Here is a 25,303-nt window from a genome sequence, read left to right on the forward strand (position 1 = left end):
GGGCCTAATCCGTTGGCTGCAGGCTGCTTTCCTCTTGGGACTTAGCGCCTAGCAATTTCCAAACGGTACCATGCTCAGAAGCCGTTTGACCGAATAGATGCTCTACGTAGAGGAGATGCGATCTCATCTCTAAATAGGCCTACAGTTTTTGCTGCTCGGGATCTGTCTTAATTCGCTATTTAGTCAATAAAGCCCATCAAGATGCCGGAAGAATCATCAACAGATCCTGTTGAGATAGGGCGATTGTTGGGCAAATCAGATGAAGGCATCAGCGGTAGGCCCAAGCGAATGATGGGGCGGCCCCCAGACATCTGCTCCATATTTACGATGTCTAGGCCAGAGCGGATGATCGGACGATGGTTTGGAAGCGTCTCTGTATCCACAACATCTAGGTGGCTGATCGTGATTGGGCGATTCCCTGGTAGCGTTCCATCTGTAATGTAATCGAGGGATTGCTCCGCAACGGGGCGATTATTGGGCAGAGGGGGCGTCTGGTAGAGTTCGAGTTCACCCTTATCGTCAGACTTGTTAGAGGTAGCCATGCTGTGATTTTCCTTTTGCCTTGAACTTCAGCGCGTCAAGCCAAGGGCACATTTACCCCAGTGCTTGCCTATCTAGATAATAGTTGAGATAGATGAAGTTTCACTAACAAAAGTTGATGATTCTCATAAATCTATACGATAAACCCAGCCTCATAGGCTGGGTGAGGGTTAAATGCTATTACGTGCTATTAGGGGCTATGACAGAATTGTCTAATAGCTGTCGTTCTCGTTTGCCATCTGTAGGCCCAGCGTCCGATTTGCTGAATTGAGTCGTTCTGCAATCGCTTCTCGCCACTTTTGACTCACGGACAGATCGGCCAAGATCTCCTGGGCCATCTGCCGATAAGTGGCACTTTTAACTCGGTCAACTTTCTCAAGTTGCTGAAGATTGTCGTAGACAGTTTTCGGAGAGAGGCTCATAGCATTAGCTCCCGGACTTATGTGTAGGACAATAGAAGATTTTATCGACGTCAACAAAAAGGAATTTAAATAGAAATCGAGTTAAGAAAACTTAAGGTAAATCGGTGTGGCCCATCAGGTAGCGATCGCATTCCCTGGCCGCACCTCGACCTTCATTAAAGGCCCAAACCACTAGGCTCTGGCCCCTACGACAGTCTCCAGCAGCAAACACCCCCGGAATACTAGTCGTATAGTTTTCATGCTCTGCTTTGACGTTACCACGGGGATCAAGATCAAGCTTCAGTGAATCTAACAAGGGCTGCTCTGGTCCTAAAAATCCCATCGCCAGTAGAACAAGCTGGGCGGGGATTACCTTCTCAGAGCCGGTCACATGAACGGGAGTGAATCGGCCTTGTTCATCTTTTTGCCAGTTAACTTCAACCGTATGTAGTGCCTTAACGTGGCCGTTTTCATCGCCTTCAAACTTAGTGGTCATCGTTAAGTACCCTCTGGGGTCATCACCAAAGACCGCGGCTGCCTCTTCTTGGCCGTAATCCAGGCGGTAGACCTTCGGCCATTCAGGCCAGGGATTGCTGGCAGCCCGCTCTTCTGGGGGCTTTGGCATAATCTCAAGCTGCACTAAACTCTTGCAGTTGTGGCGGATGGAGGTACCTACGCAGTCCGTCCCCGTGTCTCCTCCACCAATGACCACGACATCTTGCTCACGGGCAGAAATAACCTGATCGTTGAGGCTCGGATCCATGACCGCCTGGGTATTGGCAGTTAAGAAATCCATTGCAAAGTGGATGCCCTTCAGATCTCGGCCCTCAATCGGTAAGTCACGGGGACGAGTCGATCCAGTGCAGAGAACCACTGCATCAAAATCTTTGAGGAGCGATTCAGCGGGTAAATCTTTGCCCACTTCGGTGTTGCAGACAAATTTGATGCCCTCTTCTTCAAGTAGTTTGACGCGGCGCATCACCACCTGCTCCTTCTCAAGCTTCATATTGGGAATGCCGTAGGTGAGCAAGCCGCCGGGGCGATCGGCTCGCTCTAATACAGTGACCCAGTGGCCCGCTTTATTGAGTTGAGCTGCGGCACACAGTCCAGCGGGGCCGGAACCAATAACCGCCACTTTCTTGCCGGTGCGTTTCTCCGGAGGCTCGGGCTGAATCCAGCCATTTTGCCAGCCGTGGTCGACAATGGTTTGCTCAATGTTCTTAATGGTGACTGGTGGATTGTTAATCCCCAACACGCAGGAACCTTCACAGGGTGCTGGACAGACCCGTCCCGTAAACTCAGGGAAATTATTGGTTTTGTGCAGACGCTCAAGTGCTTCACGCCACAGTCCTCGATAGACGAGATCGTTCCATTCGGGAATGAGGTTATTAATGGGGCAACCGCTGGCCATATTGCTAATTACGGTACCGGTGTGGCAGAACGGGGTGCCACAGTCCATGCATCTGGCACCTTGATTCTTCAGTCGCTCTTCCGGTAGATGCTCGTGGAATTCATCCCAGTTCTTAATGCGCTCCAGGGGCGGGCGATCTGTGGGAATCTCTCGAACAAATTCAATGAAGCCGGTTGGTTTGCCCATGATGTCTAAACGTAAATCTTATGGTGAGTCAGAGGTTTGATGATTTTAGCTTTTGTACAACAGTCAGGGCCAACAAATCTAAGATTCTTATATTTGACCAAGGCAGCGCTCTCTAATCTATACCGAATCTAGGGCAGCAGTGCTATGAATTTCTTTGAATAAATATTTAAGGGCGCTTTTGGAATGTCTTGCGTGTTGTCCAATACCGGATGTTGAGAGCAATACTGCTGAGGCAAAGTAGTCCCATCAAGCCCGCCAAGGGATTTTCGTTGATGCCCGTAATCCAGGCGGGGACTAATCCTGTGTAGGCAAGCCAGTTACCGACATCCACGCAGTAATAGGCCCAGACGAGGCCAGCATGGAGACCGATGGCGAGACCTAAACGACCCCTGCAGCCTCGTTTACTCCATACCAGTGTGATGCCAAGCAGGAATAAACCAAAGGCTTGGGGCCAGTTTTGGACGATTTCTGACCAGGGCTTGATGTAGTGCAGTGCGGCAAAGATAGCGCTGCCGATCAGCAGGGCTAGATTGGGTGAATAGTCGCGTTCTAGCTCATCTAAAAGCCAACCTCGAAACAACAGCTCTTCGGCAAAGCCGACTGCGATCGCAACTCCCAGGCCCGTCAAGGCGACTGATAACCCAGGTGGCTGACGCCAGGTCAACCATCCGAACAGCGCCTCTACGTTCAGCATCAAACCCAGGGAAAGCCCCCCAATCGCCAGACCCAGGCATAGATTGATCGCGTTGCTTTGGGTAATTTCGAGACCGTAGTGCTGAAGCGGTTGAGCGTAGCCGTAGAGTTTCTTTGACCAGATCTGTAAGCCGCAGATGAACAGCACGTAGAGCAAAATCAGCGCTGCAGGGCCTGCTCCCCAGATTTGTGTGATGGCTAGAGCGGGAAGGCTCCAGATGAGCAGCAGCAGTCCCATAAAAACGGCGAGCCGTACCGGGGCTGAACGATGCGCGAGCTGCAGGTTCACGTAGATTTATTCATCTGGCTCAATGGTGCTTGTTAAGCCATTCATTTTCATCGTTTCACAGTAGAACTCTGCGGGCTCAAGGTCGCAAACAGTGACAAGGGCAATGCCGTTGGCATGGGCCTCCATCATGATGCTCACGGCTTGGGGCTGGGTGAGACTATTGACGGTCTTGAGCAGCACTTCAACCACATGCTCCATGGAGTTGAAGTCATCGTTGTGAAGCAAGACGCGATATCGCGGGGCGATTTTACGGATGGTTTCTTGTTTGTCGAGGGTTTCAACAGACATGGGCTTAATGTTCGCTCAATAGGGGACAGAACCAACACACCTATCGTTCAATTAACGTAGGGTTTGACCGAGATTAACACGGCGGCTCAGGTACAAACGGTGTTCCGTAGCTTGGTATTGTAACGCCGATAGCTTGCCTGCAACAACCTGAGACCTATGAACAGAGGCGAGGGCTTAGCGAATGCCAGCTACGGTCTGTAAGACCTGAACGAGAGTCTTTGAGCCGGTCTCTGATGTCTGAGAGACGGAAGAAGCGGAGTATTCATAAACGTCTAAATAGGGGATATGACGCGCTTGGGCGGCAACATTGGGAGCTGTGACTACAATTGGCAACTGTATGAGGGGCGAATTCTGATTGAGCTGCTGGAGTTGAGCGGGGTCAGTATCCGTATACAGAATGACTTGGGGGTTCCAGATCTGCAGCAGTAGGGCCGCTTCTTCGAGATTCTCTATGGAAATCACGCGGCAACCCTGTTGGTTGAGGTGCTGACTACTGGTGATGGCGGGCGAGCGGGTAGAGCTTGTCTCTAGCTGCAGGATTGTCAGTTTGTCCCTCTTTTGGGAGGTTGAAGCCCTAAGGTTGCGATCGTACTCAGGTTGTTTATTGGGGACCGCTTTGGTGGGTGACGAGGGGGGAGCAACGCGCTTTTGTACAATGTCTAGACAGTCTGCGACGGCTTGGTGGGTGATGGGTTGGCTTAAAACTGCCTGAGCCTCATGTTGTGCAGAGGCCTTCCCCAGGAGGATGACAGGGGCGCTGTCTTTGATTAGCGCGAGTGTGTCGCCTCCAGAGGGTAAAGCAAAGGATTGTTCTAGAAAAACAACTGCGGGCTGAAGTTGGTGGGGTAGGTTTAGAGCCGCAAGGCCGGATTGTGCGATCGCAACTCGATATCCTTGTTCTTGCAGAGCAGCTTTCAAAGCTTCGATAATCTCTAGATCTTGGGCCACAACCAGGGCAAGACGCTGACTCAACTGAGCGATTTGAGTGTTGCCTGCTCGCAGTGATGCGAGATTCGGTGGAATGAGCAAGGTGACCTGACGGCTGCCCCTAGCGTTCGTGAATACAGAAATAGCACCCTGATGTAAGCGGGCAAGTTGATGGGCTAAATACTGATCTAACCGATTGTTCTCAGAATCGAGGGGGACTGCACTACGTTTCTTGATGGCGCTAGGTTCTGCCGTAGGAGCCTGGGTTGAAGCCGTAAAGGCAATCCATCCGCCCCACTGCTCGACTTGGAGTGTGATTTGTTTTTTTGACAGCGCCAGCATCTGTTTGATTAACGAGCTGAGGATCTTTTGCAGGCAGCTTAAATCAGCTATGAGAGGGGGAATTTGCTGATCAATATGGAGCTGAACCACAGATGTTCGGGAGGATTGTGTGCAGGAGGCAATCACCTGTTCGCAAAGAAAAGAGAGCTCTACTACTTCAAGCTGCAGCGTTCGCTGCTGATTTTGCAGCTGACTCAGAAGCATGATCTCTTGCACAACCGTCATTAACTGCTGCGTTTTTTCGTCAATGAGCTTGAGATATTGCTGCTGGCGATCGGTAATGTGTTCTAGCTTGCTCTGCTGAAGGATATTAAACAGACCCAGAATAGCCGTGAGCGGGTTTTTGAGGTCATGGCTAATTTCTGCTAGCAACTTATCTTTCAAACGATTTTCAAGAATAAGCCGCTGTGTTGCGATCGCACTTGCTGGATTATGGGTCTCTGCTACCACACTTTTAGCCGAGAGTGTTTGGCCACGGGCCAGAGCAGGTAAGATTTTCTCTAAATCGACCAGCCCAAGAAAATTCTCATCAGTGTCTGTTACCCCCCAGTGCACTGTTTCATCCGGCGATAAAGTCTGTAGCTTTTCCCAAAATTCCGGTAGCGAAGTGCTTTCAGGTAAGCAGGCTATGGGTTCTAAAAGCACGCCAGCAGCAGGCAACTGAGGAAAAGCCGTTATGAGCTTGGCAATGGGTACACAACCGACGGGGTGTGTCGAGCGATCAAATACGACTAGATGGGCGATCGTAGTTGAACCCAAAGGTGCCTTTGAGCTAGAGGCTGCACTGTTTGCTTGACGGAGCTTTGCTAGCACCTCGTCTAGGTCAATGGGATGTTTGCAAGCCAGAACAGTCTGCACATATGCCTTCAGGCTTTGGGGTGACACTGACTTGCTAGGGTAGACAGCGCTAGAAATAATGAATGGTGCCTATTGTAATTCTACAGAACTTGTAGCATAGCGCGTGCGATCGCAAAGTATATCAACACACCGAGAACATCCACCGCCGTTGTGATAAAAGGGGCTGACATCAAGGCGGGATCAAAGCCTAGCGTCCGAAATAGAAACGGGAGGGCGGAGCCGGCTACCGAAGCAAGGATCGAGATCGCGACTAAGCTCAAACCCACGGTGATAGCCACGGCTAAATTCCCCTGTAGGACAAAGGCCCACAAAATCACGATTGCCCCCAGCATAAGCCCCAGCACGGCCCCGGCCATCGCCTCTCGCCGGATCACCCAAAAGGCCCGTCCAGGTCTCATTGTCTCAACGTTGAGGCTGCGAATCACCACCGTTGAAGACTGAGCACCCACGTTTCCCCCAGTTCCGATCAGGAGCGGAATGAAGCTGGAGAGGGCTACCACCTGCGTTAGCAGCTCTTCTTGACTGTGGATGACTGCCGTTGTGCCCGTGTTGGTCAGCAGCAGGACCAGCAGCCACAGAACTCGCCTGCGGGCCACCGTGATCAGGCTGCTTTGAAAGTAATCGTCGGTGCCGGACTGGATCCCACCCATCGTGTAGATGTCTTCGGTGGTTTCCTGCTCCATAATGTCAGCGGCGTCATCCACCGTGACGATGCCCACCAAACGCTGCTCTCGATCCACCACCGGCATCGCCAAAAAGTCATAGCGTTGAATCGTGCGGGCCACTTCTTCTTGATCCGTGTCAGTGCTGACAAATACGGCGTCGCGGGTCATGATGTCTGCAACTTTTTGTTCAGGCGTGGCTGTTACCAGCTCTCGCAGGGACAGGGTGCCAGTTAAGTGACGCGCGGTATCCGTGACGTAGAGGTAATAGACGGTCTCCGTGAACCGGGCTAGCTGTCGAATGCGGTCTAGCGCTTGAAAAACCGTGATATTTTCCTTGAGTGAGACGTACTCCGGCGTCATAATCCGCCCAGCAGTATCGGCTTCGTAGCCCAACAGCAGCGCGGTGGCCTGCCGCTCCATGGGGCTCAACTGCTCCTGGATACGGGTGACAATTTTCGCCGGAAGTTCATCAAAGAGCCGTACTCGATCGTCAGGCGACATTTTATCGACAATGTCCAAGACATCCTGACGTTTGAAGTCTTCGATCAGCGCCTGCTGTACAGCAGAATTGAGGTTCTCATAGACCTCAATGGCTTCATCTTTGGGCAGCAGGCGAAAGGCAATCGCCTGCATCGCTTCTGGTAATTCTTCAATGGCTTCAGCGATGTCGGCAGGCTGGACGGGAACCAATAGCGCTTTGGCCCCCTCCAGGTTATTGCGCTCTAGAAGCATCAGGAGTTGCGATCTCACCAGTTCCCGCAGTTCCCTGCGAGAGATGCTCTGGATCTGTAAATTTTGCGTATTCTCTGCCAAGCCAGCCCCTCATGAAATTACCGGTTGCCGCCCACTTAAGAATATAGGCGTAATGAACCCGCAATATCTCAGCTCAGCCTCAAAATCTCAGGGCAGCTCAACTTATGCCCCTCTGAAAGAATTGTCTTTGCTATCTGCAAATACCGCACACTCACGAGTTGCGGCTACTTCGATCACGACTCCAGACGTGAAAGAAATTTGGCTCTTGTTAAAAGCCTAGATTATGCTAGTGTAGATTTCTGTGCCTGACAGGCATGTACCCCGTTTGGGGTCGCTAACTCAATGGTAGAGTATTCGGCTTTTAACCGACTAGCTCCGGGTTCGAGTCCCGGGCGACCCATCCTAATAATTTAAACCGATCTTGTGGCCCTGTTTATCTGCCCTGAGATGTCGGTCAATGGACCTTGCCATCCGTTTCCCTTTCACCCTAATTGATGGATTGTTCACGCCTAGGCCACTGAACAGGTTAGGATAACTTTAGATTAATGTAAGAATTGCGCGCGTTTCCCACTCGATTCACAGAGTAAGTAATTAGGAGGATCATCAATGGCGCTTGTACCTATGCGGCTTCTGCTAGACCATGCCGCGGAAGAAGGTTATGGCATTCCCGCCTATAACGTCAACAACATGGAGCAGATCATCTCGATCATGCAGGCTGCTGAGGAAGCTGACAGTCCCGTCATCCTGCAGGCGTCTCGCGGTGCTCGTAAGTATGCGGGTGAAAACTTCCTTCGTCACTTGATTTTGGCGGCAGTTGAGTCCCACCCTCATATTCCTATTGCCATGCACCAAGATCACGGCAATAGCCCCACCACCTGCTACTCAGCCATGAAAAATGGCTTCACTAGCGTCATGATGGATGGCTCGCTTGAGGCTGATGCCAAAACGCCCGCTAGCTTTGAATACAATGTAGCCGTCACTAAGCAGGTCGTCGATGTCGCCCATGCCATTGGCGTCAGCGTTGAAGGCGAGCTAGGTTGCCTCGGTTCTCTAGAAACCGGTCAAGGTGAAGCCGAAGACGGTCATGGTTTTGAAGGGACTCTCAGCAAAGACCAGTTGCTGACCGACCCTGATGAGGCCGTTGAATTTGTGCAGCAGACCCAAGTGGATGCCTTGGCTGTTGCCATTGGCACTAGCCACGGAGCATATAAATTCTCCCGGAAGCCCACAGGCGAGATTCTAGCCATTAGCCGCATTGAAGAAATTCACAATCGGCTTCCCAATACGCACTTGGTCATGCACGGTTCTTCCTCTGTTCCTAAAGAGTGGATCGATATCATCAATGCAAATGGTGGACAAATCCCTGAAACCTATGGTGTACCCGTTGAAGAGATTCAAAAAGGTATCAAGGTTGGTGTTCGCAAAGTTAATATTGACACGGACAATCGCTTAGCTATTACTGCAGCTATCCGAGAAGCGGCCTTTAAAGATCCGGCTAACTTTGACCCTCGTCACTTCCTTAAGCCTTCCATTGCTTACATGAAGAAGGTCTGTCTGCGTCGGTATGAGTCCTTTGGCACTGCTGGTAACGCCAGTAAAATCAAGCAGCAGCCCCTCGATATCTATGCTGTTAAGTACGAGAAGGGCGAACTTGACGCTAAGACGAAGCAAACTGTTACAGCTTAGGTAACACGCGAGGGTTTGAGAGATCTTCTCTTATTCCCTTTGATGTTCCTATTGCTTGAATAAAAAAGCCGGGAAGAAAAATCTTCCCGGCTTTTTTGATGCCTTTGACTTTTGGCTAAGATCAAATATTTTGGCTCAAAAATAATGAAGGCGTAGCTTTGCTTCTGCTCAAGATCGACGTCGACTGTTCTGTGCTTAAACCTTTACGTGTAGAGATATACGTATTGATTAGGGCATAAGGATGACTGAAGCCCATCTGTGCTAGAGAAGGACTGTTCTAACTCAGTCGGGTGCTGCTATATAAACGATGATCAATGACGTGTCTACGTGACGGATAAAAATTATTGAAGTAGTAGGGATGCTTAATCTTGGTAAAAGTATGGCGTGGTGCTCACCCTTCATTTCTTCCCTAGCTCTGAGAGAAGGACTTTGAGTTGTCGTGTCTTGCCCCTCATCACGTGAGGAATGAGAAGGGAGTATCCCACTTTCGCACCTGGCCCTCATCCCCCAGCCCCTTCTTCCAACCTTGGGAGAAGGGGAGCAAGATAAAAGCACTCAAAGTCTTTCGCCCAGAATTGGGAGAGGGATTTTAGGGTGGGAGCCACGCAATATTTGCGCAAAAGTGGGATGCACCCAATAGAGCTTTGATGTCCTGAACTAATCTGAAGGCCTTCCCCAAGTCATATTTTTCCAAGATATTTTCGCTTTTTGAATCGAATGCTCAAAGTATGAAGTTCATACATGGATATAGCTCTAAGGGTTCTGTGCCCAGGCTTTCTGAATTGCTTCTCACGTTTTTCACTTTTTCACTTTACATTCGTAGCTTGTGACATCTAATTTTTGGAAATCAACTCTCTACTTCAGTCAGATTGATTATTCCAACCAGATGTCTACGAACAGGTTAATGTTCATCGTTCACTGTCGATAGAGCCTAAAGATTTTCTGCTTTAGGCAGACTTGAAATGTGAAGGAAATAATAGCTCTACTTTGTGAGCTTAGAGTTTTTAGGAGATATCAACATTATGAAATATATTCGACAAAGCCTACTTTTTCTACTTGTAGGGTTAGGAACGGCTCCATTTTTAGTCTCTTGTGATCAGGCTCCACCCCAGCCTAATGGGCAAGTTGAAATACCGGGTGAAGAGGCTCCGCAGGATCTATCTGGCGAAGCTCCGGCTGACCCGAGTGTTCCCGACAGTGCTATCAGTCCTGACAGTGATCCTGCCGCGCAGGGGGAACCCTCTGATCCTGCTGCTCAAGGTGGTCCTTCGGATCTTCCTCCCTTAGATCTAGAGCAATCTGCTCCTGATGCGGTTGAGCCTCAGGGTTCATTAGAAGAGCCACAAGGTTCAGAGTTGCCTCTGATAACAGAACCCGATCCATCCGCAGAGGAAGCTCCTCCTGTAGAGTAGTGCGTCGATTTATGTCTGGGTGCTGCTGAAGTAGATATTTGCTCGCTCCAAAAGTTGATATACCAAACGTGAGGACAATGTATGAGAATCTGCACGAGTGCTACCCTGGCTAAAATTTTGTTGGGTATTGCTGGCGCTGGCGCCCTAATTGTTGCGCCTGTTAGAGCTGAGACTACTCCAGTGGGCGGCTCATCCGAGGCTCTGAGTGAACCGCAATCTGCTTCTGATGCCTCATCGCCTTCTGGTGCTGAGCAACTACTGCCGCTGGACCCACCTTCTGCTCCGGTTGAGCCTGCTGGAGCAGCCACTCAGCTGGAACCTGTAACACCGGCTTCGTCTTTAGAGTCGCCCGCTCAGGCTGCCCCTGAGTCAATCGGAGGCGCAGAATCTTTTGAGGCAACGGAGCCTACTGATGCCTCTACTCCTGAAGGTGATGTGCTATCCGAGGATAGTGACGCCACTTCTTCAGAAATTGAAGAGGAAGTGCCTGTCGATGACGTAGAGGCTGTCGAAGGCACTGAAGAGGGTACTGAGGCTACCGTCGAGGAAGAAGATGCCTCTCCGATTGGGGGGACTGAAGACGTTCCTCCAGCAGATGATGATCTATCCGGCCCTATTGAGGGCAGTGTTGATTCAGAGGACGCGGCCCCAGCGGATCCTTCTCTGATTGATGAGGATAGCTCGATAGACGCTCCTGAAGAGGCCTTACCTTCTGAAAGCGATATTTCTCCCAGCTCTTCTGTGCCCAGCTCTGCTGAGGCTCCGCAGCTAGTGGCTGAGGGGGGTGAGCCTTCTGCGCCGCCAGAGGCTAGCTCAGAGGACGTGAGTCCGGCTGGTGAAGCTGCTCCTGTTGATGAGAGCGTACCTTCTGATTCTGCTGCACCTAACGCAGCGCCAGTTAGCGATCAAGAACTACAGCAGTTTGCCAATACGGTGCCGGAGCTGAGAACGATCGAGCAGGGCACGCAGCAGGAGATTTCGGGAGTGATTCAAGGCTCTGGATTTGATGAAGCTCGATTCAACGAAATCTATCAGTCTCAGCAGTCGCCGGATGCTCCTGCTGCGGCAGAGGTGACAGAGGAAGAAAAGCAGTCTTTCACTCAGGCTCTCTCTGACATCCAAGTGATAGAGGAGAAGAGTAAGGTTGAGCAGGAAAAAGTCATTCAATCGCAGGGTTTGGAGCCTGAGCGGTTTATGGAAATTTTAATTTCTCTTCGACAGGATCCGTCTCTGCAGACAAAGGTGCAGCAAATGATTCCTAACTAGCGATTATTGATTGTTTCCAAGTCGTTGATATTTGAGATTACGGTGGTGTCTGAGCGTCACCGTAATTTTTTTTGTAATGAGATGAACCGCGATTAATTCCCAAGACAGCGATAATGTTAAAAGTATGACTGTCCCATGACATAGGATGAGATGACGTGTGAAGTTGCTAGTTGTTGAAGACGATGAACGAATTGCGGAGGCACTTGCTGAGGATCTGACTGAGCAAAACTATGCTGTCGAAGTTGCCTACGATGGTGAAGCGGGTTGGGGACTGCTGCAGGCTTTCACCTATGATCTTGTGCTGCTTGATGTGATGTTGCCAAAAATGGACGGCATTGAGTTATGCCAGCGTCTGCGAGCCCATGGTCAAAGCATGCCGGTGCTGATGTTGACGGCCCGCGATACGATTACAGATAAGGTGCTGGGGCTAGATGCGGGGGCCGATGACTATGTGATCAAGCCCTGTGCGTTGGAAGAGTTGTCGGCTCGAATCCGAGCTTTGCTGCGGCGGGGGAGTACGACGGCCCCTCCCGTACTGGAATGGGCTGATCTACAGCTTGATCCGAATACCTGTGAGGTTACCTATCAGGAGCAGTCGCTCAGTCTGACACCGAAAGAATATAGTTTGCTAGAGCTTTTTTTGCGCAATCAGCGACGGGTTTTTAGTCGGGCTCAAATTTTAGAGCATTTGTGGGCATTTGAAGTATTGCCAGAGGAAGATACGGTTAAGGCCCACATTAAGGGCTTGAGACATAAGCTCAAGTCCGCTGGTGCTTCTCCGGACTTAATCGAGACGGTCTATGGTTTTGGGTATCGACTTAAACAGGATCCGTAACCCATTATTCAAGGATTTACGCTGGCGCTTGTTGCTGTCTTATCTTGTTGTAATGGCGTCAATTCTGGCGGTTTTTGGTGCTGGTGTTTACAGTTTTTTCAGCCGCCGGTTCTATCGTCAAATTGATCAGCAACTGACGCTGTTGGCTCAGGCGGCTGCACCGTCTTTGTCAGATATTGAGCGAAGCGGCAGTCAATACCTCGATCGGGTCCCTGAGGTGCCTTGGCGAAACATTTTTAATCGTGACTACCAGAGTCTGGAATGGTTCAGTGCCAGTGGTGAGCTATTGGCGAGTAAGGGAAAGATCTCTTCTAGTCTGCCGCCCCGCTTGAAGTCTCAAGATCTGACCATTCTTTCAGAGCGGCCTTTGAAGGTGCGCATGTATACGATTTCGGTTCACAGCGATACGGATACTGTCAATGAACCGCTGCTGCGTGGATATATTCGCGCTAGCCAATCAACTGAAGAGGTCAAAAATGCTCAAAAACGTCTGGTGTGGGGGCTAGGCATGGGTGGAGGAGTTGCTTTGTGTTTTGTGGGTGTGGGCGGATTGTGGCTGACGGAGCGGGCTTTGCAGCCGATTGAACAAAGTTTTCGGCGATTGAAGCAATTTACTGCGGATGCGTCCCATGAGTTGCGCAGCCCTTTGACGGTGATTAAGACCTCGGCGGAGGTGATGCTGAATCATCCAGAGCGGGTTCACCCAAAAGATGCTCGCAAGCTGGCTGCGATTGTGGAGGCGACCGGACAGATTAATCATCTGGTGGAAGATCTTTTGTTTTTGGCCCGCACTGATGCTGTGGCGACTTGCTCATCTGTGCAGGATTGGATGCCTGTACAGCTTGATCAGGTGCTACGAGAGCAAACTGTTTGTCTAGAGGAGTCAGCACAGGCAAAAGGGATTACGCTGCAGTCTCAAAACTTAATTCCGATGCTGGTTGTGGGAGATGCCCACCAGCTCAGGCGTTTGTTCTCTAATTTGCTTCGTAATGCGCTGCAGTATACGCCGGGTGGAGGAACGGTGACGCTTTCTGTTGCGCGCCAGAATCAAACGGCGATTGTGATGGTTGAGGATACGGGGGTTGGGATTGATCGGGACCACTTCTCGCTGATTTTTGATCGCTTCTGGAGGGCAGAGTCTGCCCGGACGAGTCGCAAAGGAGGAATGGGTTTAGGACTTGCGATCGCAAAGTCAATCGCCAACGTCCATCAGGGCAAAATTACATTGACTAGCAAAGTCGGCGTCGGAAGCTGCTTCCGAGTTCATTTGCCTGCAGTACAGTTTCCTCGGCGACGGTTGCTTAATCAAGCGACGGCAGTGGAGACCTGTGAGAAAGCTTCAAATTCATGAAACAGTAAAGCTAGTCTTGCTGATGAGAAAATTGATAGCCTCCGATGCCCGCCAAGATCAAGGCCATCAGCAGCAGAATTGGCAGCGTAGACCAGGGAAAATCAGCGATAGGCTGGTATGCTGCCGCTCTTAGTCCCATGCTGGTATAAGTTAAAGGAAGAGCGTAAACCAATACCTTGAAGACCGGAGGCAAGCTGGTCGGATCGAAAAAAGTCCCCCCTAGAAAAGACATCGGCACAATTAAGAAGTTGTTGTAGAGGCCGACGCTTTCAATGGACTGTACGCTGAGTCCAGCCAAAACCCCCAGACCTGCGAATACCGCACAGTTTAAAACTAGCAGTGCGAGAAAGAGCGGATTGAGAAAGCTCAAAATCTTACCCGTAAATAAAATAGCGATCACGATCACCGATGATGAGGTTAATAGCCCGCGAGCCACCCCCGCCATCACCTTGCCCAGATAGAGCGAAAGGGGATGAATGGGCAGGAGCAGTAGTTCCTCAAATGTCTTGCTAAAGAGGCGATCGCCACAGATCGAAAATGTGGTACCCGCAAAGCAAATTGTCATAGAAGACAGAGCGATCATTCCCGGTAAAATAAATTCGAGATAATTGTCGCCCACAGCAGGTTTTGGCAGAGAATTTCCGAGACCTAACCCGAAGGCAAGAATGTAAATGAGCGGAGACACCATGCCAGAAGCCACGATTTGCTTGACCCGGACGCGCAAATCTAGCCACTCTCCCCAAAATATAGTGAGACTATCGAGCCATATCTCTATCAAAAAACTGCTTTTGCTCTGGTGTTTAACGGGAAGGTCAAGATTTAAGGTCACTGTTACGTATCGCTATTTTCTTTACTAATTGTTACAACAATATTGGGAGAGACACAAATTCCCCGAGATAGACTGCAGAGCCGAAGATTAGAGAAAGGGAATGCGATGCCAAACTTGCCGACGACGACAGAAACGCGAGCACAGCCACTCGCGGACACCTTTCGCATCTCGCCTTTGATTTGGGTGACGCTCTGGAGTCTTTATCTGGCTCTAATCGTGCCGTTACCCTATCTTGCTTGGGTCACGGGAGCCGATCTGCCGCTGTCTTGGTTTGTTCTGGGGTTAGTCGCGGGCGGCATTGCCCTGCAGGCTGCGCTGAGTGAAGAGGTTCGTCTAGATACTGAGGGCATTCATGTCTGCTATCCACGCTGGGTTCCGAGCCTATTTCGGCAGACTTGGTCTTTGCAGTGGTCAATGATTCAAGATATCAAAGCGCGAGCGACGGGGCAGGGCGGTCGCGTCTTTTACCTGATTAATTCTACAGAGACGGCCTACTTGCTGCCCATGCGCGTTGCCGGTTTTGCGCGCATGACTCAGAGAATTGAGGCAGAAACCGGTTTAAGAATGGAACACGTGAAACCTTTGGCGCAGGTCTGGATGTACAGCATTTTGCTGTTTTTTACGCTGTTGCTAGGGCTGGCAGATGCCTGGGTTTTCTGGACCGCCACAACTATTTGACGAGCTGAGACTCAACCATTGGAGACCTTAGCCGGCTGCCCAATAGAGACACTATGGCTTCCGGCTCTACCTCTGTAGACAGAACTATGGGCTTCAGATGATTGGATCGTCTGCGATGACGGTTCCTGGATCTCTGGTGGTGAGATTGTGGGTCTGTTCCCTTGGGAAACCAAGTCTTCCATGTTCATGCGATACCCAACGTTGCGCACCGTTTGAATCAACTGCGGCCGCTGGGGGGTATTTTCAATCTTTTTGCGGAGAGACAGAATGTGGGTGTCAACCGTACGCGGGTTATCAATATTTTCGGGCCACGCTCTCTGGAGCAGCTCAACTCGACTAAGAGCTGCTCCACCGGCCTGCACTAGTACATACAGAAGACTAAATTCTTGAGGTGTCAGATCAATCAGGTCCTGTGTGTAGTGAACCTGCCGCTGAACCAAGTCTATTTTGAGGTCTCCGAACCGAAGCTGGCTAGGGAGAGACGCCTGATTTCGTCGAGTTAGGGCTTCGACCCGCGCCATAAACTCCTGCATGCCGAAGGGCTTGGTCATGTAGTCATCGGCTCCAGCCTTCAGGCCCGCGACAATATCGGCTTCGCTATCTTGGGCTGAGAGCATGAGGACTAGTGTGCTGGGCTGGCGCTGCAGCCACTGACAGAATTCAAGGCCGTGTCCATCGGGTAGGTCGGAATCAATGATGACGGCTTCTGGCTGCTGCTGACTAAAGATATCCTGTGCTTGCTGCAGGGATGATGCAAGGGAAATAACGTACTTTGCCTGCTGTAAATGCCACCCTAAAAGAGAACGTAGGTGTGGATTAGCCTCAGTGATAAGAATGTGAAGAGCGCTCACGAAGGATATTATCCTTATGATTTTAAGATTCTAAGAATAAGCTAGCAGAAAAGTTATTTTGCTTCGGTAGCTCCAGCTACATCACGGTGGCTGTTCTGGTGCAAAATAAAACCTCATCAAACCTCCTTTTTGCAGAGATTCAATGAGGTTTCAATCTAGGAAATTATGACGCTACTCAGATGGAGCGACGGTATCAAGTTCGCTAGAGAGCGAGCTCAAGTCTGATAGTATGCTTGCCTGGGCAGGTTCAGCTTGGTTGAGAGCTGTATTGACTGTTTTTACGCCTTGGTCCATTGCTTGGTAGGTATCAGCAGATTTTTCTTTGACGCTGCCGCCAAACTTATACCAGGTTTGTCTCGCTTCACCAAAAGAGTCTTTGGCGCTAGAGAAATCGCTGGATTCAACGGCGGTATTGGTTTGTGTTAGTGCTTCTTTCATCGCCACTAGATTGTTCTCAAAGGCCTGAGCTTCTTCAGCTTTTGTTTGAGGCAGTTCGGCACCGCCGATGGCTGTTTCGCCATTCTCGCTGGTTTCTCCTGGAGCGGAGGCGGTTTGGGCGGGATCTTCGCCTTTGGCAAGGGCTCCGACTGAACCGGATAGAGACTGGAGGTTACCTAGCAACTTATCTTTGTCTGGGGGACTGGCTTTCAGATCCGTGGCAATGGCCTGGACGTTGCTCTTAATGTTATTGAGGGTTTCTGGACTGGCTTTTAGTTTGCCTTCTGCCTCTGTCCAGTTTTGCTGAACGGCACTAAATTCTTGTTTAGCCTGATCGAAGTTTCCTGATTTGACTGAGTTGAGGGTTTGAGTGACGCCTTTCGTCATGCCCACCAGTTCTTGGGTTCCCCCTATATTTTGAGCCGCATCTTGCACTTTAGAAGAGACTTGCTCTGTGGCATCACAGGCAGAGATCAGACAGACGGCTCCCAGCAAAATTAGTTTGGATGAAATGTTTCTCATAATCGTTTTGATTCCGTATCAATTTATACTTTTTTCGATATTACAGGAACGTTTGTATCCTTGCTGAAGAACAGCAGGATCGAGCAAAATATCACGGAAATTTAAGATGTGGGCGCTATTTGGTTTCCATCCAGTTTTTCCCTTCATGAACGTCGGCAATCAAAGGAATGCTCAAGGGGAGGGCGGTTTCCATGGTAGTTTTGATTTGCGATCGCACCTCCTCCACTTCCTCTGGCGGTACCTCTAGGACCAGTTCATCATGTACCTGCATCAAGAGCTGAGCCTGGAACGGCTTCAATACCTCATGGAGCTGCACCATCGCCACCTTAATCAAATCGGCACTGGATCCTTGGATGGGAGCATTGGCTGCAGCTCGAAGAAGCCCGCGATCGTAGTGGCTCATTTTGACCTGACTCAGATCAAGATTGGTAATTTCAGAGACGGGCTTGCCCTGATGCTTGGTCAGACTGCGGCTGTCGAAGTTAAAATAACGCCGCCGACCAAGAATGGTCTCGACGTAGCCCTTGGCAACGGCTTCTCGCTCCATGCGCTGCAGGTAGTCAAACACCCCCGGATAGCGATCGTAAAACTTCTGAATAAACTCCTTGGCCTCTGCCCACTTCACCCCTGCTTCGCGGGCAAACCGCTGTGGCCCCATGCCGTAAATAACGCCAAAGTTAATGATTTTTGCCAGCCGCCGTTCCTCAGACGAAATCTCTTCTTTCTCCAGCAATAGCTTTGCAGTGAGCGTATGAACGTCTTGCCCCTGGCGATAGGCATCAACGAGGCGCGGCTCTTGACTCAAATGCGCTAAAATCCTCAGCTCGATCTGAGAATAGTCTGCCGCCATCAAAATCCAGCCCGGTTCTGGTACAAATGCCGCGCGAATTTGACGACTGAACTCTGTACGAATCGGAATATTTTGTAGATTTGGATTAGATGACGATAAGCGTCCGGTGGCCGTCACTGCCTGGTTGAAGTCAGTATGGACCCGCTGCGTATCTTCCCGTACGAGAGCTGGTAGGGCATCAACATAGGTTGACTTTAGCTTTGCCAACGTTCGGTAAGACAGCAACACCTCAATTAAAGGATGATCGCCCTTGAGCTTCTCTAGGGTGGCGGCATCTGTCGAATAGCCCAGCTTTGTTTTGCGGGACTTCTTCACGTCTAGCTCTAGCTTGGTGAACAGGATTTCACTCAACTGCTTTGGAGACCCTAGATTAAAGATCTCCCCCGCCATCTCATAGGCTTGCGTCTCTAGCTGCTGTAGCTCGGTCCCCAACTGCTCGGATAAAGATTGCAAATATTCCTGATTAATCTTGACCCCTGCCGTTTCCATATCCGCTAGCACAGCCTCTAGCGGCAACTCAACTTCCATCAAGAGTTGATACAGCTCGGGTATGGCATCTAGCTCAGCCCCAAGCTTCTCACTCAACTGCAGGGTTGTGTAAACATCCAGTCCACAGTACTCCGCCACATTAGAGATGGGCAGATCCGCGATTGTTTGGCCCTTTTTGACAATTTCTTTATAGCTTTGGGCAACCACCTGCAGGTAATTGCGGGACAAGTCCGTCAGATTATGGTTCTGCTCAGGGTTAATGACGTAGCTCGCCAGCATTGTATCGAAAGTGACCCCTGCCAGCGCAATGCCTTGATGCCGAAGGACGAGGCGATCAAACTTGGCATTTTGCAGCACCTTTGGATGATTTTCGCTTTCAAGAACAGGCCGCAGCGCTTCTAGAGCCGTCGATTTTTCTAGGTTTTGCCCTTCAACGTGGCTGATGGGGATATATGCGATTTCCTTTGGATCATCCTGCCAGCAGCAGCCAATCCCCACCAGCTCCGCATCTCGAGGCGAGAGGCTATTTGTCTCTGTGTCCCACGCTACGGGTGTTTTGCATTTCTGCAGCCTTTGTACCAGTGCCGTCAGCTTTTCTGTCGTATCAATAATCTGGGGAAAAATAACGGGTTCTACCGGTGTTTGAGCCACAGCGGTTTCTTCTGCGCTGAAGAACCAAGTATCGGGGTCGCTATCGATTTCAGATTTAATTGGAGTGTCCTTACCCCCGAACTGCTGTAGAAGATCGTTGATCTGACTGAGGAAAGACTGAAACTCTAGCTTCTCTAGGACGGGAACGATCGCAGTTCGCTCGAACCCCTGTAGCTTGCAGTCTGCGGGCTTGATCTCTAGCGGCACCTCTAGGGCAATCTGGGCCATGAATTGAGAGTGATAGGCCGATTCCTTCCCTTCGATCAGCTTCTTTTGCACGGCTCCCTTGACCTGATCGACGGCAGCATAAATTTTGTCCAGTGTCTCGTACTCGCTAATTAGCTTGACGGCAGTTTTGTGGCCGATGCCTTTAACGCCCGGAATATTATCAGAGGAGTCTCCACAGAGGGCTTTGTAATCGACGACCTGCTGGGGAGTGACCTCTAACTTTTTGATCACTTCTTCAGGGCCAAATTCGTTGGGGGCCGCGCCGCTGCGGGCGGCTGGACTGAAAATGTTGCTGAGGTAGAGAACCGTGACCCGATGATCATCGTCAACGAGCTGGAATAAGTCGCGATCGCCGCTTAAAATCTTGACTCTAAAACCCGCTTCTCTCCCCTGGGTTGCCAGCGTACCAATCACGTCGTCAGCTTCATAGCCGGGAGCGACGACAATGGGTAAATTCATCGCCGTCAGCAACTCCTGCAGGTTTTCTAAATCTGGGATGAAGTCTTCAGGCGTTTCAGATCGACCGGCCTTGTAGGTATCATCGGCTTCATGGCGAAATGTGGGACCACCCAAATCAAAGGCGACTGCCAGATACTCAGGCTTTTGCGTCTTGAGAATTTCTAAAATGTTTTTCAGGAATCCGAAGCAAACGCTGGTGGGAATGCCTGTGGAGGTTCGTAGCCCCCCTTCGCGCCCTTTGGAAAAAGCATAGTAGGCCCGGAAGGCCAAGGAATGACCATCGATCAGAATAAAGGTGGATTCAGCGCTAGAGGTCGAAGGAGATGTGGTTGCTGACACTGATGTATTCCCTATCAGTCATGGATGTTGTCAGCATAGCGGGTTTATTGAATCTCTTGAATGAGGTCTCTGAATTGAATGCAAGAGCGGGACTTAGAATTCTAGCTATTCAACCCCTTGCCTTGTGGCAGCCGAAAATAAGTCAACATCTTGTCAAGAATTAATGGCTCATCAATTGGTGAACTGCTTGTTTAATAAACGCCTCATCCTCAGGGTTTTGATAGGGATTTCCAGCCCGGTGCCCCCAAATTGATGGGATTGGGCAATATTGACTGTTGGGGATAAGTTGGGCTTCTGCTTGACAGTCTTCGGTTGTGAAGTACAAATCGGTTGTGGCAGGCATCACCAGCGTTTGCGCTGAGATAGATGCCATTGCTTGAACATAGTCACCGTGGTGGATGGGATTATCACTGACGTTACAGTGCAGCCAAGTTTCAATCATGGCTAATAAGTTGTGCGGATCGCGTTTACGATAGCCTGCTTCCCAGCTCTGCAATAGATAGTCTTCCAAAGAGCTGTAGCCCCAATCTAGATAAGGCTTAGCTCGATAATAAGCCTGCGATGCAGCCCAACTTGCATAGATCTGAGTAAAGGTGTGAAATCCGCGTTCTGGTATACCCTCAAACCGTTCACCATTCCAGGCTGGATCGGTTTTGAGAGCGGCCCTGAGGCTGTAGAGAAAAACACGATTGTGGTCAGTGGTTCTTGCCGTTCCACACAGCGCTGCAATCCGCTGCACTCGCTCAGGATAAATGGCTCCCCAGTGATACCCTTGCTGTGCACCCATTGACCAGCCGTAGATCAGTGCCAACTGCTCAATACCAAGACTTTTTAACAGTTCAGACTGTGCGCAAATATTGTCGTAGTGGGTGAAGTAAAATCCCGGTTTTTTCGCTGCTTCGCAGTTACTGGGCGACGTAGAGAGACCATTGCCAAACATATTAGGCATGATCACGAACCAGTCCGTCGGGTCTAAAATACCCTCAGGTCGGACCAACCAATCTACATCTTTATGCTGCGCCCCATAGGATGTTGGATAAAGAATGGCGTTGGAGTGCTCTGCGTTCAGCTCTCCATAGGTTTGATAGACGAGCTGCGCTTCTGGTAGCACAGTCCCACACTGCAGCGAAAAGTCTCTGATCGAAAAAAGCTTCGCGTCACCCATTACCCATTACCCATTCGTCAGCTTTACTTGAATGCTGCAACTATCTTTTGATTGACGTTCAAGTAGCCTGGTTCAATATGGGCAAAGTGCGTTTTTAACTGCTGGTGTGCTTTCGGTAGCCTGTGAAAGGGAATGGAGGGGTACAGGTGGTGCTCTGTGTGATAAGACATGTTCCACATTAGGAGCTGGAGCGGCGATAGGGTTAGGGTTGTGCGGGTGTTGGTGAGGGGATTGTCATCACTGCTGCAGCCTGTATGCTCGGCAAGGAGAATGAAGCGGAGAAAGGGTTGGCCTACGGCTAATGGCAGAAGCCAGTATTTTGCTAGGAACCAAGGATGACCAAGGGTGGTTGAGATAAGTGCGATCGCAACCCCTATACCCAACTGTAGCCGAGTGGAGCGAATCACCTCTGCATGGGTTGCTTCAGGCAAAAAGTAACAATTATCCAGTTGCCCGAACGCTGTTTTAAGATGACCGACAATCTTCCCTTGCCACCAAGGAATCCCACTGAGCTGCCATAGGTATTGCAATACATTTTCAGGTTCTAGATCACCCAACTCAGGATCTTTGCCTGCAATCCGGGTGTAGCGATGGTGCCACTTGTGATAGCGCCGATAGAAGGTGCTGTTGTAGAACGATAGCAGACCTGCAAACCAAGCCGCTCCGTCATTGAGCTTAGCGTTGGCGAAAGCTGTCCGATGCGCACATTCGTGCATCGCGCAAAACATGAACGCTAGGCTGATGCCGTACAGGAAAAGAGACGGTAGGGCTAGCCAAGTAGAGCCAGTTCCCCACAGATAACCGCTAAGACCAATGATGGCTAAGTGGGCCGTTAGCCTCACGCTACCTTCGAGGTTAGAGCGCTCATTCAATGCCGCAAGGTCGCGGGTCGCTAAAATCTGACGGGGATTCGCAACAGGAACTGCCGCTGGGCTGGGGGGCTGGAAAACTTCAGAGACCATTGTTTTTGCAGTTTGCATAGAGGTGAACTGATGCTAGCAAAGATGACCTAGTAGGTCACTTGTTATGACAAGTTGAATCTAGCATGCTCTTGCAATGTCTAGCAAGGTGGTATGCGACCATACAAGAGCTTGAGCGGTTCACCAAATTTCTATGTCCATTCCCCTGCATATCGCGATCTCTGAAAAACTTCGTCACCAAATCGAGGCAGGTGACTATCTGCCTGGGGAGAAATTGCCCAGTGAGCATCAGTTGATGGAGACTTTTCACGTCAGCCGAATTACCGTTAGACAGGCTATTGCTAACCTCGTCAATCAGGGATTGGTGAAGGCGCAGCGAGGCAAAGGCGTTTTTGTCACGCCTCAGCAGAAAGTGGCCTATTCACTGTCGAGTCCTCTGGTTTTTATGGAGCAGGATCTAGCAGATGATGGCATACAACTGACGTTCAAAAGTTTGACCTTCCGTAAGGTGCGTCCTTCTAATCAAGTCCGAGAAGTTTTACAGCTCAGTCCTCAGGCCAGTGTTTATCTGCAGAAAAAGTTGTTGCGAATGGATGGGGCTGTCGGGGCCATTGACGTCAGCTATATTCTGCCTGAGTTAGGCCAGAAATTGGCTCCTCAGCTAAAGAAGAAAATGACCTTTCCTACTTTAGAAGAGAACGGTATCTCCATTGAGCGTGTCGATGCTCTGATCGAATGCACCCATGCTGATTACGAAATGAGCGAACACCTTGAGGTTCCCCTCGGACAGCCGCTGATTGTTTATCGATATACTGCTTGTTGCGATCGCAACAAGCCCATTCTGCACGGTGAAACCATCTCGCGGGCAGACCGTTTCTGCTATTCCCTTAGTACCAAACGGTAGCTGGCTCCAGTACTGACTCTAGTTCCCAGCGCAGCTCCCCTTGAGATAGTGGTATCTGGAGACCTGTTGCTGTCTAGTGTCTCTTGGCTCGGTGCAAGAGTACGTCGCAGGGAAGGGATGTACGCTCTCTCTGTCCTTCAACTGCATGGGCGTGCCGCGATGTGAACGAAGAAGAGAAGTCCTTAGAATTTAGAAGATTTGGCCTTCTGATATCGTCTTTGCCGTCGCTTAGACCGTCTTCTCCAGAGTATTGGCAGCCCTAACCCCAACCCTCCTAAAAAGCCCAGCTGGGAAGGTGCCTTACGGAGAATTGTGGTTTGTTTCGTCTGAGCCGGTTGCCCAGGGCGAGATGGGGAACGGTAATCAGCAGAAACAAAGGACAGAAAACCGATAATGATAAATGAGCTTAGACGACTGAGTGATTTGTCTATGGGAGGTGTCCTGTGGTTGGTGGCATAGGTACTGACGATGAACCAAACAAACAACCCGACCGCAATCACTAAGCCAATGTTATTTAGGGTCGGATTTTGAGCAAAGGTATAGATTGCCCCTTCAGTGGGACCGTCTGCAGCGCCTTTAAACTCTTCAATCGTGCTAAATGGACTAGTGGACATGAGTCAATCTCCTTAACGTTGCGGAGTTCCTGAAGAGACAGGAGCCATGGGCGAGGAAACCCGACCGTTGTGTTCTTCTTGTTCAATGATTGAGTACTCGGGGTAGCCTCTCAAGCTGAAATCAGCTAGGTCTAAACCTGTAATTTCTTCCGCTTCAGGCACGCGCAGCATATTGAGTTTCTTGAGTACAAAGCTGACCCCATAGCCAGGAATGAAGCCCAGAAGGATCGTACAGACTGCCGTCCCTATCAACTGTCCGACAAAGCCTGTCAGGGGAATGCCGTCGCCCTGAGGGTAGCCAGTCGCTATCACACCCACCGCCATCGCACCAAGCATGCCGCAGTAGCCGTGGACTGCAAAAGCACCTACGGCATCATCAATTCCAGCTTGCTCAATGGCTTTGCCTACAAAGGGCATGGTGTAGGCTCCGATGAAGGCAATGAGAATGACGAGCACGGGACTGTACAAGTCAAGACCCGCTCCCACCGAGATGATGCCAGCCAGCCCTCCTGAAATCGTAAAGAACGGATCTGCTTTGGAGCTGATGTAGGCACCGACTATGCCAGAGGCGAGGGCAAGGGTCGTATTTACCCCAATGGAGGCCAGTGTCATCGGCGTATCGTAGATGGTTGCTTCTACAGTCTGACCGGGTACAAAAATAACGCAGGCGGCCAAGAAGGCGTAGAAACCGACAAAAATCAGCATCAGACCCACCATCGTCAAGGGGAGATTGTGGGGCAGGATTGTTCTGGGTTTTCCCGTTGGGTCAAACTTACCAATCCGAGGACCAAGGTTGATTAATACTCCCAGTGCAAAAAAGCCAGAAACCCCGTGAACAACGGCTGAACAGCCAAAGTCGTGATAGCCAAACTGGGTAAAAAACCAGCCGAAGGGACTCCAGCCCCAAGACGCAGCGACAACCCAGGTAAAGGAACCCAGCACAACGGCCAGGATCGCATAGGCTCCCACCTTTATTCTTTCGATGACTGCCCCGGACAGAATTGAGGCGGTGGTCATGGCAAAGAGGGCAAAAGCAAACCAGAAAACGCCGGTCAAATTATCGGAAACGTTCGGCCCTAAGGCCGGGGACCAAGGATAGGAGGCCTGAACCAGTGCCAGTACTTCGCCAACGGTGCCTTCCGCATTTGGATCCGTCCAGGGACCAACAATGCCGCCTGTCAGCGGGAAGAGGGGGAAGGCATTGTAGACCCACCAGCCAAAGAAGAAAAAGGTGAGGCCCACAATAGAAAGCGTCAGCAGATTTTTAGTCATCGTTGCCAGTACATTCTTAGCCCGAGAGGCTCCACCTTCGTAGGCTAGAAAGCCAACGTGAATGACTAGCATAAAGACGGATGCCCAATAGTAATAGGACTCCGAGACGAACGTTGCCAAAAACTCTTGCGATTCGGGGGTCATAACTTAATCACTCCTTGAGATTGCCAGGAATGAGGCAATGGCGAACC

23 protein-coding genes and 1 tRNA gene are annotated in these 25,303 nt (G+C 50.4%); 8 read left to right on the forward strand and 16 right to left on the reverse strand.

Annotated elements, in window-relative coordinates:
- Positions 1 to 4: 4 nt before the first annotated feature.
- From C1752_RS29740 to mgtE, 8 genes are all read right to left on the reverse strand, one after another.
- Positions 5 to 127 (reverse strand): hypothetical protein, encoded by a 123-nt coding sequence (locus C1752_RS29740; protein ID WP_274704520.1) that lies wholly within the window; start codon positions 125 to 127, stop codon positions 5 to 7.
- A gap of 52 nt (positions 128 to 179) precedes the next feature.
- Complete coding sequence (locus C1752_RS14805) at positions 180 to 542, reverse strand: hypothetical protein (RefSeq protein ID WP_110986857.1); 363 nt, start codon at positions 540 to 542, stop codon at positions 180 to 182.
- 210 nt (positions 543 to 752) lie between these two features.
- The gene (locus C1752_RS14810; protein ID WP_110986858.1) at positions 753 to 962 is read right to left on the reverse strand and encodes a hypothetical protein; all 210 of its coding nucleotides are present in this window, start codon (positions 960 to 962) and stop codon (positions 753 to 755) included.
- Positions 963 to 1,053: 91 nt separating this feature from the next.
- Positions 1,054 to 2,538, reverse strand: a complete 1,485-nt coding sequence (locus C1752_RS14815; protein ID WP_110986859.1) for a glutamate synthase subunit beta — start codon at positions 2,536 to 2,538, stop codon at positions 1,054 to 1,056.
- Positions 2,539 to 2,704: 166 nt separating this feature from the next.
- Positions 2,705 to 3,520 carry a CPBP family intramembrane glutamic endopeptidase gene (locus tag C1752_RS14820; RefSeq protein ID WP_233501609.1) on the reverse strand — a complete coding sequence of 272 codons (816 nt, stop codon included), beginning with the start codon at positions 3,518 to 3,520 and terminating at the stop codon, positions 2,705 to 2,707.
- 6 nt (positions 3,521 to 3,526) lie between these two features.
- Positions 3,527 to 3,808: an ATP-dependent Clp protease adapter ClpS gene (gene clpS, locus C1752_RS14825; protein WP_110986861.1), complete on the reverse strand. Its 282-nt coding sequence runs from the start codon at positions 3,806 to 3,808 to the stop codon at positions 3,527 to 3,529.
- Between the two features lie 174 nt (positions 3,809 to 3,982).
- Positions 3,983 to 5,962 carry an ATP-binding response regulator gene (locus C1752_RS14830; RefSeq protein WP_110986862.1) on the reverse strand — a complete coding sequence of 660 codons (1,980 nt, stop codon included), beginning with the start codon at positions 5,960 to 5,962 and terminating at the stop codon, positions 3,983 to 3,985.
- A gap of 53 nt (positions 5,963 to 6,015) precedes the next feature.
- Positions 6,016 to 7,413 (reverse strand): magnesium transporter, encoded by a 1,398-nt coding sequence (gene mgtE / locus C1752_RS14835; protein WP_110986863.1) that lies wholly within the window; start codon positions 7,411 to 7,413, stop codon positions 6,016 to 6,018.
- A gap of 268 nt (positions 7,414 to 7,681) precedes the next feature.
- On the opposite strand from mgtE, the gene C1752_RS14840 reads away from it, so the two are divergent.
- The 6 genes from C1752_RS14840 to C1752_RS14865 all read left to right on the forward strand — a co-directional run bounded on the left by C1752_RS14840 (position 7,682) and on the right by C1752_RS14865 (position 13,903).
- A tRNA-Lys gene (locus C1752_RS14840) sits at positions 7,682 to 7,753 on the forward strand.
- Between the two features lie 206 nt (positions 7,754 to 7,959).
- A complete protein-coding gene (fba, locus tag C1752_RS14845) occupies positions 7,960 to 9,039 on the forward strand; it encodes a class II fructose-bisphosphate aldolase (protein WP_110986864.1) in 1,080 nt (359 codons plus the stop codon).
- 1,022 nt (positions 9,040 to 10,061) lie between these two features.
- Positions 10,062 to 10,451, forward strand: coding sequence for a hypothetical protein (locus tag C1752_RS14850; RefSeq protein WP_146242353.1), 390 nt, complete (start codon positions 10,062 to 10,064; stop codon positions 10,449 to 10,451).
- 81 nt (positions 10,452 to 10,532) lie between these two features.
- On the forward strand, positions 10,533 to 11,717 hold the full coding sequence (locus C1752_RS14855) for a DUF4168 domain-containing protein (protein ID WP_110986866.1): 1,185 nt from the start codon (positions 10,533 to 10,535) through the stop codon (positions 11,715 to 11,717).
- 157 nt (positions 11,718 to 11,874) lie between these two features.
- Complete coding sequence (locus tag C1752_RS14860) at positions 11,875 to 12,552, forward strand: response regulator transcription factor (RefSeq protein WP_110986867.1); 678 nt, start codon at positions 11,875 to 11,877, stop codon at positions 12,550 to 12,552.
- Positions 12,553 to 12,604: 52 nt separating this feature from the next.
- A complete protein-coding gene (locus tag C1752_RS14865; protein WP_199464410.1) occupies positions 12,605 to 13,903 on the forward strand; it encodes a sensor histidine kinase in 1,299 nt (432 codons plus the stop codon).
- Positions 13,904 to 13,913: 10 nt separating this feature from the next.
- On the opposite strand, the gene C1752_RS14870 is transcribed toward C1752_RS14865, so the two are convergent.
- Entirely contained in the window at positions 13,914 to 14,732 is an 819-nt protein-coding gene (locus tag C1752_RS14870; RefSeq protein WP_110986869.1) for an ABC transporter permease, read from the reverse strand.
- A 105-nt stretch (positions 14,733 to 14,837) separates the two neighbouring features.
- Here C1752_RS14870 and C1752_RS14875 point away from each other — a divergent pair, with 105 nt between their 5' ends.
- Positions 14,838 to 15,410 (forward strand): hypothetical protein, encoded by a 573-nt coding sequence (locus C1752_RS14875; RefSeq protein ID WP_110986870.1) that lies wholly within the window; start codon positions 14,838 to 14,840, stop codon positions 15,408 to 15,410.
- A gap of 11 nt (positions 15,411 to 15,421) precedes the next feature.
- Here the strand turns inward: C1752_RS14875 and C1752_RS14880 are convergent, their stop codons facing one another.
- The 5 genes from C1752_RS14880 to C1752_RS14900 form a co-directional block, all read right to left on the reverse strand.
- On the reverse strand, positions 15,422 to 16,261 hold the full coding sequence (locus tag C1752_RS14880; protein ID WP_110986871.1) for a response regulator transcription factor: 840 nt from the start codon (positions 16,259 to 16,261) through the stop codon (positions 15,422 to 15,424).
- Between the two features lie 171 nt (positions 16,262 to 16,432).
- Positions 16,433 to 17,221 carry a hypothetical protein gene (locus C1752_RS14885; protein WP_110986872.1) on the reverse strand — a complete coding sequence of 263 codons (789 nt, stop codon included), beginning with the start codon at positions 17,219 to 17,221 and terminating at the stop codon, positions 16,433 to 16,435.
- Between the two features lie 115 nt (positions 17,222 to 17,336).
- A complete protein-coding gene (gene polA / locus C1752_RS14890; protein ID WP_233501610.1) occupies positions 17,337 to 20,237 on the reverse strand; it encodes a DNA polymerase I in 2,901 nt (966 codons plus the stop codon).
- Positions 20,238 to 20,397: 160 nt separating this feature from the next.
- Entirely contained in the window at positions 20,398 to 21,402 is a 1,005-nt protein-coding gene (locus C1752_RS14895) for an alpha/beta fold hydrolase (RefSeq protein WP_110986873.1), read from the reverse strand.
- Positions 21,403 to 21,425: 23 nt separating this feature from the next.
- Complete coding sequence (locus C1752_RS14900; protein ID WP_110986973.1) at positions 21,426 to 22,364, reverse strand: fatty acid desaturase; 939 nt, start codon at positions 22,362 to 22,364, stop codon at positions 21,426 to 21,428.
- A 151-nt stretch (positions 22,365 to 22,515) separates the two neighbouring features.
- On the opposite strand from C1752_RS14900, the gene C1752_RS14905 reads away from it, so the two are divergent.
- On the forward strand, positions 22,516 to 23,226 hold the full coding sequence (locus C1752_RS14905; RefSeq protein ID WP_110986874.1) for a GntR family transcriptional regulator: 711 nt from the start codon (positions 22,516 to 22,518) through the stop codon (positions 23,224 to 23,226).
- Positions 23,227 to 23,408: 182 nt separating this feature from the next.
- Here the strand turns inward: C1752_RS14905 and C1752_RS14910 are convergent, their stop codons facing one another.
- Together C1752_RS14910 and C1752_RS14915 are read right to left on the reverse strand one after the other, a co-directional pair.
- Positions 23,409 to 23,840, reverse strand: a complete 432-nt coding sequence (locus C1752_RS14910; RefSeq protein ID WP_110986875.1) for a hypothetical protein — start codon at positions 23,838 to 23,840, stop codon at positions 23,409 to 23,411.
- Between the two features lie 12 nt (positions 23,841 to 23,852).
- Positions 23,853 to 25,256, reverse strand: a complete 1,404-nt coding sequence (locus tag C1752_RS14915) for an ammonium transporter (protein ID WP_110986876.1) — start codon at positions 25,254 to 25,256, stop codon at positions 23,853 to 23,855.
- Positions 25,257 to 25,303: the final 47 nt, after the last annotated feature.

Source organism: Acaryochloris thomasi RCC1774 (assembly GCF_003231495.1).
Lineage (GTDB): Bacteria > Cyanobacteriota > Cyanobacteriia > Thermosynechococcales > Thermosynechococcaceae > RCC1774.